Origin of the sequence: uncultured Thiothrix sp., assembly GCF_937873765.1 — a bacterium.
Classification (GTDB): Bacteria; Pseudomonadota; Gammaproteobacteria; order Thiotrichales; family Thiotrichaceae; genus Thiolinea.
Genome location: NZ_CALMZC010000015.1, coordinates 198,612 through 214,918, shown reverse-complemented (window position 1 = coordinate 214,918; position 16,307 = coordinate 198,612). Strand labels below are relative to the sequence as shown.

The following is a 16,307-nucleotide window of genomic DNA, read 5'->3' as shown; positions in this document are numbered from 1 at the left end:
AAGAAGAGCCTCATTTTTGCTTAGCCACCCAAGCAAAATGCAACTGTAAAGCAGGATCGTCTAACAAAGACTTTAGGCTAGCAAACTCTTTTGCTAGCTGCATTTCGGTGTACAGATCGTGAATTCCATTATGGCAGGCACGGCAAACCGCAATACCTTGATTTAACTCCGCACGATTGTATTTTTTCTTAAACACTGTACGCCGGTGCAGTTTGCGCGGAATTAAATGATGAAAAGTGAGCACCGTACTGCGCCCACAGCAGGTACAAACCCCAAAGTGTTCTGTGCTTTTTAAACCCATCGCCTAAACTTCAATTAAATAATCCGCTTTTTCGCGTAAACTTGCGACCAACACAGCATTCTTCGCATCACTGGATAAAACCCGCTCTAAAGCAGCTTCCTGACTAATCCCCCAAGCTTGCTGATGACGTCGCACTAAGCGCGTTTGAGCTAGCTCAAGCGGTGTATCTAAATACCAAGTTTCATCCCATAAACCTTCTAAACCTGCCCATTCCTGCTCACGATAAAGAAGATACAACCCCTCAACCAACACCATTTGACAACTAGGCTCGACACTAAGCGCATCAGCTACCGGATCACCAACATCGTGTTCGAAAATAGGCCAAGTTACCCTGCTATCCCCTGCTTTTAGTTCAGCTACTTTTGCTACAAAACCTGCCGCATCAAAAGTCCAAGATGCGCCCCGCCGTGCAAAGGCAAACTCAGGATGCGGCATAGCTTGTAGCTGCGCCTTACTTAAATGAAAACCATCCATACTCAACACTTGCAGTGAGCAAGTCGGATTGGCTGTTAGAAAATCAAGCTGTAACTGCTGAGCTAATGTGGTTTTGCCTGAGCCGGGTAGACCAGCTAGACCGATTAAGATTCGCTTGCGAGTAGACTCAGATAATTCAATAATGTGTTGAATAGGGCTTTTCAGAATAAACATACTAATATACTCACTCTAAATCTAACCACCATAGTAGAACTCATGCCAAATCCAAGCTCAAATTAAACAGGCAATGACTTTATAATCGTTTGCATAGCGATAAATAAGGTTAGCAAAACCTTACTTCTGATAGAATTGCTGTTCTTGCTCATGTTTAGCATCCACCATGAAACACCCCATGCCAATCTCGCTGGCGATTCTAGCGCAACTTGTCAAAGCCTACACAAGTAATAATTCACCCATTTTTTGACCTTGGCGAGCTTTATCGACTGCTAAATGACTCAAACGAACAACAGACACAAGATGATGGGGAAGATAGTTTTTTTACTGATAGATTTAGGTAAATTGTCTAACTGACCTATACCATATTCAAACTGTAAAGCTCCACAACCTTATGCTTGTCAATGGTACATGATCGCAAAAAGTACTAAATTACTTTACGACTTGCACTAAACCTTTCATACCTGCTTCAAAATGCCCAGGTTGTAGACAGGCAAAATCGACTTCACCCGCTTTACTAAATTTCCAAACCACCTCTTTCACTTCACCCGGTTCTACTTGCACCATATTGGGATCAGTATGCTGCATGTTTGGATGCTTGAGCATTAAGGCTGCATGCTCTTTAAGATCAGCAATCGTTCCTAAAGTCAATTCATGGCGTAGCTTGCCCTGATTCCGTACTACCAAACGCACCGTTTCACCTTGTTTGACACTTAGATTTTTTGGGCTGAAACGCATGGTGTCCGCCATATCTACCACCACTGTACGTTCAACCTCCGTTGTCTTCCCCGGTAGGCCAATCGCTGTTTCAGCCTGATGATTATGCCCTACTGCAGCATGATCATTAGCTAAGTTCGCTTGCACGTCGGTGTGTTCAGCGCCGTGATCATGCACAGCGACTGGATGAGCACTATAATATTGATAAGCTACTACCGTCCCGATCATAACCGTTGCAAAAGAAGCCAAGGCATAATGACGAATCGTTTTAGTCCAAGTGTGTTTTGACACCCAGACTAAAGCGAGAATCGACACTGCAAAGCCCAAAGGTACCGCCCATAAACTACGGTTCGGTGAATCAGGGAAATGCTGCAAGCTACCGGTAAATAAACCCAAACTTAAGGCTAATAAGGTACTAATGGCTAAAGATTTAATTAGCGCTGCACCCTGCTCGCCTTTATCTTTATTTTCTAACCACATGCCTAGCATAAAAGCAATAAGACCAAGACCGGCCGTGATTAGTGAACGTTGCCCTGAAAATACCCCATGACTGACTGAGCCTGCGATAAAACTGATACCACCGTATTTCAAAGCCATTGCAATATGCTGGTGAGAAAAGCTTGCTTGTTGCTCCATAAAAACCCCTCAGATAATTGAAATTATCATATAGCGTACTCAAAAAGGTACTCAATTCAAGCAAACACACTAAGAGTCGGCTTTAGAGCTATATTGCAGCTAGCTTAGGCTGCTTGTTTATATCAAGAAAAATACCAGTTCAGCGGAAAACTCATATACTCTAGTTATTCAGAATGTTAATAAGCCTACGTCCATCTGTGGCTTAGATGACAGCCTAGCCGTTCCATGAGACACTTTGAGCATGATAAAATACTATACTCTGATTGCCGCTATCCTTGCTTTGATCCTCATTGGATTATTTATCTGGTGGTTTCAAGGCAGTTTGGTTTTTAACGCTGTTTACATTGCGGCTGCTGCACTGGCAACCCTAAGCGTGCCTCTCCTCTACCGTTTACTCGGCTATTCAGCCGCTGATGATGATGAATGGCTCAAAAACCGCGAAAATCAACAGCACACTGATTTAATGCAGCGCTTACAGGGTGTGACTCAAAATTTAGAAGCCTTAGGCTTAAAAGAAGCTGTACGCCAAGCTAACTCACTCACCGATATGATTGATGATTATCATGCGGTGGTGAAATCACGCTTTTTTGGTAAGCAAGTCAGTCCTCTGACTTATCTAAGTGCTGCACGTACTGTACAAAATCAAGCCATTCAGAATTTAGCCGATATGGTGACCCTTGGACATAGCATGTCGAGTATTCAGAATAATCTACAGGCGGGGGGCGACCACAAAGACAGCCGCTATCTAGAGCAATCTGAGCGGATTCGTGCTCTCTTAGATGAAAATAAACAACTTTTTTCTGCTTTGACGGAAACGGCGGTCGAAGTCGCCAATATGCAATCCATTAGTGAGTTTGAGCGTACCGATACCTTAGCTCGCCTATTAGCACTGGCTGAGATTGCCAATGGATCAGGTAAAAAATGATGAAAAGAATAGCCCCTTTTTTCGTTGTCAGCCTAAGTGCTGCGTTATTAGTCGCCTGTGGCGACTCCAATCCCGTTGCTGGTTTAGGTGGAACTGCTAAACCCTCTGCTGAGGAAGCGAGCAAAGCAATCACTCAGTTGGTGAAGGATCAAGTACGCCCGACTTATAATGAGAATACGGTACGCGCTAATATTCAGCTAACCCAGACCAACTTATTATCTTTACTCCCTGATTTAAAAGAATATCCTATCACTTTAGATGCTCAAGATAGCGCTCAAGTAGAAGTAGCTGAGATTTTTAGTTCCCCAGAAAAAGCAGGACAAGGGCGTGATGGCTTTTATTTAGAATTAGCTAAGACCTTTAACCAAAAAAATCATACACTTAGCAATGGAAAAATTGCCCAAGTTGCGATTCGCAAAATGGACTCAGGCTTAGGCGCACAGTACATGATGGCGAACCGCTACGTACCTGAAGCTTATACCCCCAGTAATTATCTGTGGGGGATGCTATTAGGCGCTAATGGGGTTAAGGTGGATACCATTGCCGCAAAAACTGCTCCGAATATTGCCGGTATTGTCGTCAAAAAAGACAAAATTGATCAAATCACTAGCAATGGCAAACTAGACATCGCCAAGCTATTAACGAATGTAAGCAATGGCTCCTTTGCAATGGGCTATACCAACCCTTATCAATCAAGTACTGGCTTAAACTTCCTGTTAAATGTACTCAACGCTTTTGCCCAAGGCGATGAAAGCCAGATGTTTTCACCAGATGTCGCCAGCGCGTTTGAAGCCTTCCAAGCTGGCGTGCCTTTCGTTGCCCAAAATACGTTGCAAATGCGGGATGCTGCCGTAGGTAGCGGTGTACTAGATGCACTCGTCATGGAGCATCAATCGTGGGTGAATGTCACGGGTATGAATGATTATCAATTTGTACCCTTTGGGGTGCGTCACGATAGTCCTCTCTATGCGACCAGCGAAGCTGATGCTGCTGAACGTGAAGTTTTACAGCAATTCGCTAAATTTATTGAGCAGCAACAAACTACAGTAAATAATTTTGGTTTCGGTCAATTAGCGGACTATCAAGATGCTTATAGTATTAAAGATGGAACTGTCATTGGTCAGGCGCAAAAACTATGGAAACAGAAAAAATCCGGCGGTAAACCCATTGCAGCCGTGTTTATTGCAGATGTTTCTGGTTCGATGGAAGAAGGTGAACGGATTAAAAATCTGAAAAAAGCTTTGGTCGAGTCTTCAGATCTAATCAGTTCTGGCAATGCGATTGGTTTGATTACCTATAGTGACTCTGTAAATGTCGACTTAGAAATTCGCCCATTTAACGTGCAACAAAAAGCATTGTTTACCGGTGCAGTAGAGAGTTTAGTAACGGGAGGAAAAACCGCGACCAATAATGCCGTGCTCGTAGCAGTCGATCAATTAGAACAGTTTGGCAAACAGCACCCTGAATATAAGAAAGTTATTTTCTTGTTATCGGATGGCGAAACCAACGTAGGTTTCGACTTTAATAGTGTCCAAGGCTTATTAGAGGCTGCTGGTATTCCTATTCACACGATTGCTTATGAACTTAAGTCTGATCACTTGAAATCTTTATCCAGCTTAGCGGAGGGCGCTTATATTGAATCCACTACAGGTAATGCCTCTTATCGTATCGGTAACTTACTCAACGCAGAAATGTGAGCAACTTAAATGAAGGTTATCAAAGTCTTTGCGTTATTCATCCTGATTCAAGCGGTTGCTTGGGCAGGTGCTCATGTTTACCAAAACCAGCATCGCGAGACTGTCTTAATCGTGGCTGATACCTCTTATGCCATGAAACCCAAATTCCCTGCGATGCAAGACTGGATTGAAAATTATGAAACCCAAGCTCGCTACAAAAACCTGCTGATTGGCACGGACAAAGCAATGTTAGGCAAACTAGCAGAATTAAAATCAAAAACAGTAATTTTTCGTACCTCTTTCGGCAGTATGACTGCAGAAAGTTTAGCTCGCTATACGGAGCTACCTGCCAAGCAAAAAATACTACTTTCGGATGGAAAAGTTCAACCCAATGGCTGGGAAGTTATTAAATTTTAGTAATTAACGTATTTTTAGATATTCTTCAGATTACTAAAACCTTCTAGTTTTTAAGAGTTACTTAGCTAGAAGAGTTTAAGGTGTTAAGCTCACTGGCCTTTAGATTGTTGTACTGTATGTAGAAATGACTTTAGCAAATCCTTATACCTCTCTACCGGATCATGCCTTTTGGAAAAAAGCAGTGGCTAATCGTAGACCTCGAGAAATTAATGGCCTATGGACTCCACAGTTTGAAATAAAAAAAGATCATTTAATTGCTACGGCTGGCTCATGTTTCGCTCAACATATTGGTCGTGCTTTAAAAGCTTGTGGTTATAACTGGCATGACAGTGAACCCGCTCCATTACTTATGAGAGCAAAAAAAGAAAAATGTGCGCTTTTTAATTATGGCATTTTTACTTTTCGTACTGGCAACATTTATACAGTAGCTTTGTTAAAACAGTGGCTTGATTGGAGTTTAGAGAAGACAGAATCCCCTGAAGAAATCTGGAAAAATCCTAACCAACGTTACTATGACTTATTCCGCCCAAATATAGAACCTGATGAATTTAAGTCAATGAATGAGGCGCTGAAATCACATTAAAGCACCCTAAAAGCGATTAAACGCTCATTGCAAAAAATTGACCCGTTTATTTTTACTTTAGGTTTAACGGAAGCATGGATTAATAACAAAGAACAGTATGTCTATCCAATGTGCCCCGGTACCCTAGCAGGTGATTTTAACCCTAATTTACACCAGTTTAAGAACTAAAACTTTCTAGAAACCTATACGACTTTAAATGAAGTTTTAGATGCGCTTAAAATCCTTAATCCTAAAATGCGTTTTCTATTGACTGTTTCACCAGTTCCTCTCACTGCAACAGCCTCTGGAGAGCATGTGGTGACCGCAACTATCCACTCCAAGTCGATTCTACGTGCTGTTGCTGGTGAATTGAAAGCATCTCGCGCTGATACGGATTATTTCCCCTCGTATGAGATTATTTCTGCTTTCCCATTTAGAGGTGTTTTCTACGCAGAAAACCTACGCAATGTACAACCACAAGGTGTTAACTTTGTGATGAACGCTTTCTTTAATTGTCAAGAGCGAGTTTTTGGCAAATCCAATTCAGCATCTACTCCCGTGACTCCTGAAAATAACTTACCTAATAATCTCACAGCCTCTACTCAAAAAACATCTGATGAAATTTGTGAAGAGGCACTCTTAGAAGCGTTCAAAAAATAGCTTATGAAAAATCTTTGTTTTATTGGAGCTTCTCATTTGGGTTCTTTACATACAGCGTGGTATAAACGTCTAGCACCGCTTTATCCAGAATTTAATGCAACATTTTTTACGGGGCCTAATGTATCTCTATTTGAAGCTGGGCTTCAACCAAACACTATTACAGCTATATCTAATAGCAAGTTAGAGGAGTATTTTAAATTATCCGCTAATGGCTTGGTCAGTATTAACTTAGAAGATTATGATTGTGTTATTTTTCAAAGCCTAGACCATCATTTTATTGCTTTATCTGCAACTTGTGAACTAATGTCTACTGATCATGTGGAGAGTACCTTTTTTCTGAAGCCTGTTTAGAAGCTGCTATTGAAATATCTATTGAACAATCACCCATTATGCAGTAGACCTCTTGCGAAAGTTATTTTCTGATCAACCAAATCCTTTGATTTTCAATACTTCCAACGAGATTGGAATTTGCGCTCAACCTACTTTCGCAAGATATCTAGTATATAAAACATATTCGTGCCTATACTGAAAAGCCAATTATTGCTTCGATTACTCCAAGAACTTCTATTCTTGCCTTAGAACATCATCCTAAAAAATATAGACCCTACTTACAATATGTAAATGAACTTGAGCAATTATTTATCAAAGCACAAAGTAAAATTTTGAATTATCCTAATCTAACTATTATTGGGCAACCTGAAGAAACTCTTGCTACAGCTTATTTCACAAAAGTAGAATATCTAAATCCTTATGACAAAGAAGATTTATCGACTGATTATTGGCATAAGAATGTAAAATATGGAAAAGTTACTATGATAAAAATTCTTGAATATATTAAGAATTTACAACCCTAAATACCTATGAAAAAAATTTGCTTTATTGGAACATCTCATCTAGCCACTCTAGCATATGCATGGATCGACAATGAATCTGTTCATAAAGCCCATGTGCAATCATCTTTTTTTGGTGGGGGAACATCACTCTATGAAGCATGTTTTTTTCCTTAAAGTATTGAAGCACCAAAAAATAGTAGATTAGCTACAAACTTTCATCGTTTTACAACGGGGAAATCAGAGATAATTCTTAAAAATTATGATTATTTTGTATTTCATGGTTTAGACTTTCCTATCATCGGAGTCCTCGATCTTTCTAGTTTGCTATCTGCTAAAAAGCAGTTTTTCTCAGAGGCATGTTTAATAGAGTCCTTATCTAGCTTTATTGAAAATCTACCAATAACTTCTTGTATTAAGCATACACTCCAAAATACAGAGTGTCGCATTTTAGTTTCCCTAACACCTAAAATATCAAATATTGCTTTACAGCAAGGTATTTTAGCATACCAAAATTACTTGCTATATGCCGAAATGCTTGATGAGCCTTTTTTTAAAAGTGTTTAAAGAAATATTTAATTACCCTAGAGTGATACTAGTATATCAACCAACTGAAACACTAGCTAATCCCTTTTTTAAAAAAACTGAATATTTAAACCAAGCATGCTATAAAAAAACCAAGACTATTGGCATCAAACACCAGATTATGGCAAAGCCGTTCTTAAAAGGGCACTCACTTATATTGAACGCTTTGAAATATAAGCTTTAACGCTTTTTAGCCTGCCAAAAATACCAAAGCATCGTCAGCACTTGTACGACCAGAGCAATACTAAAGGCAATTTGATAACCGAGTGGATTATAATGATCGGTCTCTCCGGCTGAATACCAGTTGATGACTACCCCAATTCCCCATTGTGCAATAAAAGCGAAGACGAAAACGAGTAAATTTAAGGCGGTATTCACGCGCCCTGCTAGTTCAGGGGCAAATTGTTGGGATAAATAAGCGTAGGCTAGCACACCGGTCGTTCCAAAAAAGCCAAATAGAATCCACCACAGGGTAGCAAAACGGGTCCATTCAAAAATCAAGGCAACTTGCACAAGAATAAACAATATTAAGCCAATACTAGCTACATGCAAGGTGGAGAAACCATAGCGCCCTAAACGCTCAGCAATCACACCTAAAAAGAAGTAGCCACCAATTACCCCTACTGCTAGCCATGAAAGTACCGGCGCTATGGTTGCACGCTCTAAGCCCGCGACATCTCTTAACCACGGCCCTGCCCACAAGCTCATAATCGAGAGAAAACTTGCTTGGGTTGAGACCGCCCACGGTGAAATGCCCCAAAATTGGCGCGAGGTAAAAATATGCAGAATGCCACCCACGTGCTCTTTTAAACTGCCTTGATTAGCAGACATGGGTTTATCCGGCACTACAAAAAAGACGAGCAAACTCACCATCAAGGTCAGCACGGCTAAGCCCATGAAGACACCACGCCAATCGGTAAAGCTCAAAGCATATTCCACCGGAATCGAGGCCGCTAAAATCCCAAAACCGCCCGCAGTAAATTGCAAACCATTGACGAGTGGTAATTTTTCTTTTGGAAACCACTGTACGAAAGCTTTAAACGCTGCCATCAAGCAAGCGGATACCCCAAAACCGATTAAGGCGCGCCCTATCATGAGCCAACCTAAAGATTGTGCCAATGCAAAGACCATAGCGCCTGCCGCTGCAAATAGTAGCAATACGGCCTCAATCTTCCTCGGGCCATAACGATCCAGTAGAATGCCTAAAGGTAATTGCACCGCCGCGAAGGTGATTAAATAAGTGCTAGTCAGTAAACCAAGTTGCCCTGCGTCAATCTGAACATCCTTGGATAAGTCACCAGCAATAACGGTATTAACCACTCGATATAAATAAGAAAGAAAATAACCTAAGGCAAAAGGAATAAAAATACGTGCTAGTAAACTAGGGCTTAAATTCATGAGCGCACTCAATATTTCCGGCGAATTAGCTTGATCTGCTGCACTATACGCAGGCTACTAGGCGGAATAAAGAGCCAAGCGTGCTAAGATAGGCTGATGAAAAACCAACTGACTTCTGTATGAAAATTTCTAAAAACCTTCGTTGGCTTCTCGCAGGGGCGATTCTGTTCGGTACTTGCCTATTTTTGCTGTTTTTATTCTATGCGACCGAAAGTGCATTGAACCTTTGGGATCGTCTACAGCAACTTCCAAGTAGTTTGTTTTATCTCTATGTCGGTTTGATTGCTTTAGTGTTTTTGGCAGGATTGGGCTTAGCACTCAAACTAGTCTTAGGTAGCAAGCGTGTAACACCTAATTTTCAGCGGCCTGCCGCACCACCAACGGTTGAGCAAGTTGAAGCCGAACTCAAGCAGATTGAAGCGGCTGGGATGGATATCACATCGTTTCGAGAGGAATTAGAACGCTTAAATGCGCGCAAAGAAACCGGGCAAATCAATATCGCTTTCTTTGGCGATGTGAGCACGGGCAAATCTTCGATCATTAAAACTCTACTTCCCAGTGCAGGGGTTGAGATTAGTTTGCGGGGTGGTTCGACCCGCGAGATTCATGAATATCTGTGGCAAACCCGCTCAGGGGATCGCTTACTCCTCACCGATTTACCGGGGCGGAATGAAGCTGAAGGCTCTTTGGACGAATTAGCACGAGATGAAGCCGTGCGTGCACAAATTGTCGTTTATGTCGTTGACTCCGATTTGAGCCGCAGTCAATTTGAAGATATTCAAGAACTCTATACTTTTGGCAAGCCCTTGATTATTGCTTTCAATAAAAGTGACCTGTATACGCCCGAAGAAAAACAACAACTGAAAGAACACATTCAAAGTCGCTTTAGTATTAATACGGTCAATCGGCAGCCTCCTAAAGTTGTGTTTATTCAATCGGGTGGAGTAGAAGAAGTCGTTAGAGTCTATCCCGATGGGCGGGAAGAAACGATTCAGCGCCAGCGCAAGACTGATATCAGCGCACTCTCTGAAACTTTACAAACGGAAATTGACAACCGCATCGAATGGTTAGAAAACTTGCGTGACGCGAGTGTTTTCAGCTTAGTACAAACTAAATTAGACGAAACTCGTGCCAATTTCCGACGTGAACAAGCAGAAAAAATTGTGCGCAATGGAACCCGCAATGCAGTCATTGGTGCTTTAGCAGCGATTAGTCCGGGGACTGATATTATTATTCAAGGGGTCATCGGCACACGCATGGTTCAAGAATTATGCAAGCTGTATGATGTACCCGTGAAGCAAATTGACATTGACCAGTTTCTCGACTTTAGCCAAAACCAAATGAAAAAAAGTATTCCACTAATTTTGGCAGTGGCGGGGAATGGACTGAAGGCTTTTCCGGGGATCGGCACGGTTGCAGGGGGTTTAGTCCATGCAGTGGCTTATGGTTTGATCTTTGATGCTTTAGGGCATGCAGTCGCCCTCACTTTAGAACAACGGGGCGCTTTAAAAGCAGCTCCAGCAGCACTGAGATTTCGGGAGATGCTGAGTGGAAATTTGGAAGAACGTACAAAAACATTGGCCCGACTGGTTATCGATCAATACAAAACCAAAGACAGCGAGCGCAGCAACAGTGACCAGTGAAGAAGCTAGTGCAAAAAAAAACCTTCAAGGTGACTCACATTTAAACCTAGCTACTGCTAGTTTGCGCCGCTTGTTGGAAGATAAAAATCTGCCTGAAGATGTACGTAATACCCTCAAAGATGATTACACCCAAGTTCAATCAATGCTCGACAAACTGGAGCATGGGCATATTCATATTGCTGTATTTGGCCGGGTGAGTGTAGGCAAATCTTCACTGCTTAATGCGCTCTTGGGCAAAGATGCGTTTAGCGTTAGCGTTTTGCATGGTGAGACTAAAACCACCGATTTTCATGCTTGGGATGAATATGCAGATAGTGGTTTATATCTAATCGATACCCCCGGGATTAATGAAATTGCTGGTGAAGACCGCGAGCGCATGGCGCATGAAGTTGCTACCCGAGCCGATTTAGTGCTCTTCGTGATTGATGGCGACTTAACCGATGTCGAGTTTCGTGCTTTAAAAACTGTGACTGCCAGTCACCGACCAACGATTTTAGTCGTCAATAAGGCAGATCGCTACACTGACAAAGAAAAGCAGCAATTACGCACCGTTCTTGAAGAGCGCACTCACGGAATTTTAGAAGCCGAAAATATTATCTTCACCACCGCGCAAGCCAGTCGCCAAACCGTGATTTATGTTGATGCTGAGGGCAATGAACAAGAAGGTTTACGTGTACGCCCTGTCGATGTGCAAGCCTTAAAAACCCGCTTGTGGGCGATTATTGAAGCTGAAGGTAAAACTTTAGCAGCTTTAAATGCCTCACTGTTTGCCAGCAATTTAAGCGAAGAAGTAGGTAAACGGATTCTTGCCGTTAAACACGAATTAGGCTTAAAGACGATTCAAATGTACTGCATCGCTCAAGGGGTAGCTGTTGCTTTGAATCCTATTCCAGTTGCGGATTTAGTGGCGGCGGCTGCGATCGACGCTGGGATGATCGTGCATCTCTCTAAGCTCTATGGCTTGCCCATGTCAAAAAGTGAAGCGGGTGATTTGCTCAAAACTATTTCAGGACAGATGATTGTCTTAATTGGAACCACTTGGGCCGTGCATCTGATTTCAACCGTACTTAAGCTAGGTACGGGAGGCATCTCTACTCTACTCACCGCAGCGACTCAAGGTGCAGTTGCTTGGTACAGTACTTTAGTGGTCGGACGTGTCGCAGAAAGCTGGTTAGCGAATGGGAAATCCTGGGGCGAAGCAGGGCCTAAGTTTACGGTTGAGCAAATCCTTGACTCATTGGATCGTGACTCAGTGATTGCCGAAGCACGTGAAGAAATTATGGCTTATATCCGTAAGACGGTGAAAAACTAATGGCGGGTTATAGTTGGCGAAATATTATTGTCATTACCCTTTTCCTGCTAGTTGCGGCCTGGCAATATTTTTCTGGGCAAGCTAGTCAGCCACCAACGCAAGCTACTACTAATACTTCAGTCGATCTAGCCAGCAGCACAACACCCGCTAAAACCTTAGCCCAACTGCGAGCGGCGGCGAATGATCCGAATGCCAAATTCTGGACGCATATTCAAGGCACTGTCATCAAAAACTTGAAAGATGATCAAGAAGGTGATCGTCACCAGAAATTTTTGGTTGAAGTTGCGCAGGATTTAACCTTACTGGTTTCACATAATATTGATGTGGCTGAGCGCGTGCCGGTACGTGAAGGTGACTTGGTCAACGTACAAGGTGAGTATGTGTGGAATAATCGCGGTGGGGTGATTCACTGGACACATCATGATCCAAAGGGGCGCAAAGCAGGTGGTTGGATTGAACTAAAGGGCAAACGCTATGATTAAGCTAACTAAACAGCCGAGTAGAGACTGAGAGACTCGGCTGCTTAGCTTATATCCTCACCAGATAAACGCTGGCTCAGAATAAGTCATAATCATGCATCCACAAGCATTGGGCTTGGGTGGAACATAATGCGCATGGGCAGTAGTGGTAACTAACATGGTTGTCGTACCAATGACTGTTAAACCTAACAATAATAATAATTTCTTTTTCACGATAGTTCTCCTGATTGACACTCATTCTATGAGTTGTAGTGAGGGTGCGAATGGTTCGAACGGTGATAACCCAATCTAAACGCTTTTTTTGCAAGCTTATTGGATTCCACCGCATATTTGGTTGCACAACTACGCATCATTTTAGCTTTATAGCGCAATTCCATCACATCAATACCCTGACGTTTTAAACTCTGCATCGTCTGCTCTAGCGTGGTCGCTTGGTCATTCAAGGCCCATGCCGTCGAACGTAATTGATTGGCTTCATTGACAATTGGCGCAAGAGGGCCCGCTTCAGCTTGACCACTCACCAAAGGAATTGCGCCAGCCAACAGAGCGCCATGGATTATTTTTTTCATCACTAACACTCCAAGTTTATTTGCTGGTTTTAAGGCTGGTTTCAAATACCAGCACTTAGTAGTTTAGAAGTAGTTTAATTAAAAAAGTGTGTTTTTTAATATTTTTAATATCGTTATTTCATATGCCAAATAGAATTAACTTACCTTAAACTGAATGAAAAAAGTATATAGCATCAGATGACCGATTATCAGAATAATAAGTCCGCTCATAACAAAATACTTGTTTACTCTTATCCATTAAAATAACTGTCGAGCAGCGTGTTCCATAGTTCATAAAACCCGGAGCAATAAAAATGGGTGAAAGCCATAGCTCTTTTTCTGTACCAATACCCGTGTTAGGAAGCTGCTCAAGCTTAGCCTTAGTTTGATCGGCCAGCAATTCAAATAATTTATTCACTAGCAAGCTTTGATCAACTTCTCGTGAGTTCATAACTAATTGCTCAAATCCAAATAAACCACGTTGAACTTTCGGCCAAGGGGCATTTAAACTTGCATTACTTAAACCATATAAACCTTTTTTTAAAACCCGCCAATCATTTGAATAACGATTACTCAGATAATAAATCTCATTCGGCAAATAACCAGCCAGTAAGTTGAAGCCTGCATATTGATTTTTAGTTTTTTCTAGTTGCTTTAAATCACTTAAGACTGATTCAGGGCTTGTTACAAACTCACTGACTAACAAGCCTCGCGAACGTTCACCCGCCTGCGGAATACCTTGGCGTACATTCGTCACTAGTGCAAATTTCAGACTCGCTTGGTTGAGTGCCAACCACGAACCTTGAGAACTTTGATCAATTCCACCCACAATCTCAGGGTGATTTGGCCAAACACCTAAAGCGGTGGCGGTGCGGTTAAAAAATTCATCGCGATTAGCTGCAAGAATAAAGGGATAGTGGGGATGTTGTTGCAGAGCAAGTAAGGCAAAACACATTAGATATCTCTTAAGATTGATTAGAACAAAGCTAATTAACAATATAATGAATTTTAAGTAAACTTGCATACAACTAAAAAACGATTACTAATAAAAAAAATTAATAACAAACTTTCTAATTATTTATTGGAAAAACATAGAACTTAAGTCAATAATGATTTTATCAAATTTTATATCTTTTTGATAAAATCAAAGTACTAGCATCGTTTAGAACTATCTTGAACTCTTACATTCGAGAAAACTAAATATTTTTTATGAGCTTACCTTGCTATTTAAACTCTTAAAAACTTAAGGTATGGTGCTAAGTAATTTTTAAGAATAGTATTGTTAGTTAATAAGGGACTAAGTATGCGCCCTAATGACTCTAGACAATTTAAGTTCGATGTATTCATTAGCTACCATCAAGCTGATAGTAAATGGGTCGATTCAATTTTACTCCCAGCGTTAGAAGATTTTAGTTGCCGTGTTGCGACCCAAGAAACGTATCAAGCAGGCATGTCAAAACTAGATATATTTGAGTTAGCCTTAAAAGAATGCTTCAGAATTATACTCATTCTAAGCCCTGATTGGATAAAAGATAGCCTCAATAACTATCAAGGTTTAGCTAGCTGCTCTTTAGATCCTCGTGCATACAAACGTATCGTTTTACCTATATTACTTAGAGAAACGGAACTACCAAACTATTTAAATATTTTAAATACAATTAGCTTTATAGACTCTAAAGATAATAATAAAGGACTCAATCATTTAATACATAGCATTCAAGATAACTTATACATTCCTACACCACTTAATCAAGATAGTTTTTTTAGCTTAACCGCTTGGTTTCGTTGGTTATATCGCTATCGGCGAAAAATAACTATCAATCTGATTCTTTTTTCTTTTCTATTAGTTTTATTAGGATCTTGGCTCAATATTAAACCTTTTCACGCTAGGATAGGTTGGCAGTCTATGGATCTTCCTATTAAATCAGCAAGTATTGGAGTTAGATTTAACGAAAACTTGTTAATTGCAAATCGTAATGATAGAGGAGGATGTGATCACCATGATTATGGTGTTATAAATTATTCTCTAGAATTAAAAATTGCAACTTCAATCGAAATACCAGAATTAAAAAAATACTTTCCTAATAAGGAATGTTATCTAGTTGAAATTTTCGATTTTGCTATTCAACCTGACTCTCAACAAATTTATGCAGCAACGGGAGGAAATGGTCTATTAATCAGCAATATAACTAGTTTAGATTCGTGGAGGCAATTAGGCAAAAATAATCTACCGGAACACTTAGATGAAATTAGTCTTGTTCAAGATTATCCGCAGCATATTCTTGTTAATTCGAAGGGGAGTGGACTTTTTCTATCCATTAACCAAGGTGATAATTGGCAACCTGTACAAGTGATAAAAGAGGATAATAAACAATCTCAAAAAATATATTTTGAAAAAATAGTTGCTAGTAAATCAATTCTATTTGCATCCACCCTTGAAAGGACCTCTGAAAGACCCTCTTCTAATGACGGAATCTATATAAGTCAAGATGGAGGATTAAACTGGAATAAAATTATTAATTCTAATGATAGATTTTATTTTTATGGAATTTACCCACAAATCAATCAAAAGCTACTTTTAGCAGCAAACAACTTAGATGTGCTAGATGGCTATAACCACGAGCTTATACTATTTAATGAAAAAGACAAAAAGATCAAAACTCTCTATCGAAGCAAAAGAAGAATACTAAGTGTTTGGACTGACAATAAAAGATGGTTATTAACAGATGCTATAGGACAAGTTCACTCTGGTAAATTACAAAATAGTTTATATCCAGAAGAGAATTCTATAGGCAATAATTTTTTCATTCGTTGTTATTTAACATGTAATACATTTACCTTTATCAAAAACTCACTACATGAACCTATATTACTACAAGCAAGCTATTTTAATGAAGAAAGCTTCCTTTACAAACAAGCTACAGTCGATTGGTTAACAGCACATGCTCCTGGTATACTAAGGTAAATTAA

16 protein-coding genes and 1 pseudogene are annotated in these 16,307 nt (G+C 40.6%); 10 read left to right on the top strand and 7 right to left on the bottom strand.

The annotated features are described in order from the left end of the window. Positions 1 to 10: 10 nt before the first annotated feature. The 3 genes from Q0307_RS05445 to Q0307_RS05435 form a co-directional block, all read right to left on the bottom strand. Entirely contained in the window at positions 11 to 301 is a 291-nt protein-coding gene (locus tag Q0307_RS05445; protein ID WP_298657712.1) for an HNH endonuclease, read from the bottom strand. Positions 302 to 304: 3 nt separating this feature from the next. Beyond that, a complete protein-coding gene (locus Q0307_RS05440; protein ID WP_298657709.1) occupies positions 305 to 949 on the bottom strand; it encodes a hypothetical protein in 645 nt (214 codons plus the stop codon). 432 nt (positions 950 to 1,381) lie between these two features. Beyond that, entirely contained in the window at positions 1,382 to 2,302 is a 921-nt protein-coding gene (locus Q0307_RS05435) for a cupredoxin family protein (RefSeq protein ID WP_298657707.1), read from the bottom strand. 241 nt (positions 2,303 to 2,543) lie between these two features. On the opposite strand from Q0307_RS05435, the gene Q0307_RS05430 reads away from it, so the two are divergent. From Q0307_RS05430 to Q0307_RS05405, 6 genes and pseudogenes are all read left to right on the top strand, one after another. Then, complete coding sequence (locus Q0307_RS05430; protein ID WP_298657704.1) at positions 2,544 to 3,227, top strand: hypothetical protein; 684 nt, start codon at positions 2,544 to 2,546, stop codon at positions 3,225 to 3,227. Continuing rightward, positions 3,224 to 4,924, top strand: a complete 1,701-nt coding sequence (locus Q0307_RS05425; protein WP_298657701.1) for a vWA domain-containing protein — start codon at positions 3,224 to 3,226, stop codon at positions 4,922 to 4,924. Before Q0307_RS05430 ends, Q0307_RS05425 begins: the two co-directional genes overlap by 4 nt. 9 nt (positions 4,925 to 4,933) lie before the next feature. Further along, positions 4,934 to 5,320 (top strand): hypothetical protein, encoded by a 387-nt coding sequence (locus Q0307_RS05420; protein ID WP_298657699.1) that lies wholly within the window; start codon positions 4,934 to 4,936, stop codon positions 5,318 to 5,320. 124 nt (positions 5,321 to 5,444) lie between these two features. Next, the gene (locus Q0307_RS05415) at positions 5,445 to 5,903 is read left to right on the top strand and encodes a GSCFA domain-containing protein (RefSeq protein ID WP_298657696.1); all 459 of its coding nucleotides are present in this window, start codon (positions 5,445 to 5,447) and stop codon (positions 5,901 to 5,903) included. A 189-nt stretch (positions 5,904 to 6,092) separates the two neighbouring features. Continuing rightward, positions 6,093 to 6,542 (top strand): annotated as a pseudogene (locus Q0307_RS05410) (GSCFA domain-containing protein); the annotation flags it as partial. A 3-nt stretch (positions 6,543 to 6,545) separates the two neighbouring features. Continuing rightward, positions 6,546 to 6,893, top strand: coding sequence for a hypothetical protein (locus Q0307_RS05405; protein WP_298657693.1), 348 nt, complete (start codon positions 6,546 to 6,548; stop codon positions 6,891 to 6,893). Positions 6,894 to 8,137: 1,244 nt separating this feature from the next. Here the strand turns inward: Q0307_RS05405 and Q0307_RS05400 are convergent. Further along, positions 8,138 to 9,355, bottom strand: coding sequence for an MFS transporter (locus tag Q0307_RS05400; protein WP_298657690.1), 1,218 nt, complete (start codon positions 9,353 to 9,355; stop codon positions 8,138 to 8,140). Between the two features lie 119 nt (positions 9,356 to 9,474). Here Q0307_RS05400 and Q0307_RS05395 point away from each other — a divergent pair, with 119 nt between their 5' ends. Genes Q0307_RS05395 through Q0307_RS05385 form a run of 3 tightly spaced genes read left to right on the top strand, consistent with a single transcriptional unit; the run spans position 9,475 to position 12,792 of the window. Next, entirely contained in the window at positions 9,475 to 10,998 is a 1,524-nt protein-coding gene (locus tag Q0307_RS05395; RefSeq protein WP_298657687.1) for a GTPase, read from the top strand. Next, entirely contained in the window at positions 10,988 to 12,310 is a 1,323-nt protein-coding gene (locus tag Q0307_RS05390; RefSeq protein WP_298657684.1) for a YcjF family protein, read from the top strand. Before Q0307_RS05395 ends, Q0307_RS05390 begins: the two co-directional genes overlap by 11 nt. Further along, positions 12,310 to 12,792, top strand: a complete 483-nt coding sequence (locus tag Q0307_RS05385; RefSeq protein ID WP_298657681.1) for a DUF3465 domain-containing protein — start codon at positions 12,310 to 12,312, stop codon at positions 12,790 to 12,792. Before Q0307_RS05390 ends, Q0307_RS05385 begins: the two co-directional genes overlap by 1 nt. Positions 12,793 to 12,846: 54 nt before the next feature. Here the strand turns inward: Q0307_RS05385 and Q0307_RS05380 are convergent, their stop codons facing one another. The 3 genes from Q0307_RS05380 to Q0307_RS05370 form a co-directional block, all read right to left on the bottom strand. Then, on the bottom strand, positions 12,847 to 13,002 hold the full coding sequence (locus Q0307_RS05380; protein ID WP_298657679.1) for a hypothetical protein: 156 nt from the start codon (positions 13,000 to 13,002) through the stop codon (positions 12,847 to 12,849). A gap of 26 nt (positions 13,003 to 13,028) precedes the next feature. Then, positions 13,029 to 13,358: a hypothetical protein gene (locus Q0307_RS05375; protein WP_298657677.1), complete on the bottom strand. Its 330-nt coding sequence runs from the start codon at positions 13,356 to 13,358 to the stop codon at positions 13,029 to 13,031. Between the two features lie 145 nt (positions 13,359 to 13,503). Continuing rightward, positions 13,504 to 14,292, bottom strand: a complete 789-nt coding sequence (locus Q0307_RS05370; RefSeq protein ID WP_298657674.1) for an NRDE family protein — start codon at positions 14,290 to 14,292, stop codon at positions 13,504 to 13,506. A 348-nt stretch (positions 14,293 to 14,640) separates the two neighbouring features. On the opposite strand from Q0307_RS05370, the gene Q0307_RS05365 reads away from it, so the two are divergent. Then, a complete protein-coding gene (locus tag Q0307_RS05365; protein ID WP_298657671.1) occupies positions 14,641 to 16,302 on the top strand; it encodes a toll/interleukin-1 receptor domain-containing protein in 1,662 nt (553 codons plus the stop codon). The last annotated feature ends 5 nt before the right edge of the window (positions 16,303 to 16,307 follow it).

Bases quoted from the DNA above. Each gene is read 5' to 3' on its own strand.
- Q0307_RS05385 (WP_298657681.1), top strand. From the start codon at position 12,310: ATGGCGGGTTATAGTTGGCGAAATATTATTGTCATTACCCTTTTCCTG.
- Q0307_RS05440 (WP_298657709.1), bottom strand. From the start codon at position 949: ATGTTTATTCTGAAAAGCCCTATTCAACACATTATTGAATTATCTGAG.
- Q0307_RS05400 (WP_298657690.1), bottom strand. From the start codon at position 9,355: ATGAATTTAAGCCCTAGTTTACTAGCACGTATTTTTATTCCTTTTGCC.
- Q0307_RS05420 (WP_298657699.1), top strand. From the start codon at position 4,934: ATGAAGGTTATCAAAGTCTTTGCGTTATTCATCCTGATTCAAGCGGTT.
- Q0307_RS05435 (WP_298657707.1), bottom strand. From the start codon at position 2,302: ATGGAGCAACAAGCAAGCTTTTCTCACCAGCATATTGCAATGGCTTTG.
- Q0307_RS05370 (WP_298657674.1), bottom strand. From the start codon at position 14,292: ATGTGTTTTGCCTTACTTGCTCTGCAACAACATCCCCACTATCCCTTT.
- Q0307_RS05445 (WP_298657712.1), bottom strand. From the start codon at position 301: ATGGGTTTAAAAAGCACAGAACACTTTGGGGTTTGTACCTGCTGTGGG.
- Q0307_RS05415 (WP_298657696.1), top strand. From the start codon at position 5,445: ATGACTTTAGCAAATCCTTATACCTCTCTACCGGATCATGCCTTTTGG.
- Q0307_RS05425 (WP_298657701.1), top strand. From the start codon at position 3,224: ATGATGAAAAGAATAGCCCCTTTTTTCGTTGTCAGCCTAAGTGCTGCG.
- Q0307_RS05395 (WP_298657687.1), top strand. From the start codon at position 9,475: ATGAAAATTTCTAAAAACCTTCGTTGGCTTCTCGCAGGGGCGATTCTG.
- Q0307_RS05405 (WP_298657693.1), top strand. From the start codon at position 6,546: ATGAAAAATCTTTGTTTTATTGGAGCTTCTCATTTGGGTTCTTTACAT.
- Q0307_RS05430 (WP_298657704.1), top strand. From the start codon at position 2,544: ATGATAAAATACTATACTCTGATTGCCGCTATCCTTGCTTTGATCCTC.
- Q0307_RS05375 (WP_298657677.1), bottom strand. From the start codon at position 13,358: ATGAAAAAAATAATCCATGGCGCTCTGTTGGCTGGCGCAATTCCTTTG.
- Q0307_RS05365 (WP_298657671.1), top strand. From the start codon at position 14,641: ATGCGCCCTAATGACTCTAGACAATTTAAGTTCGATGTATTCATTAGC.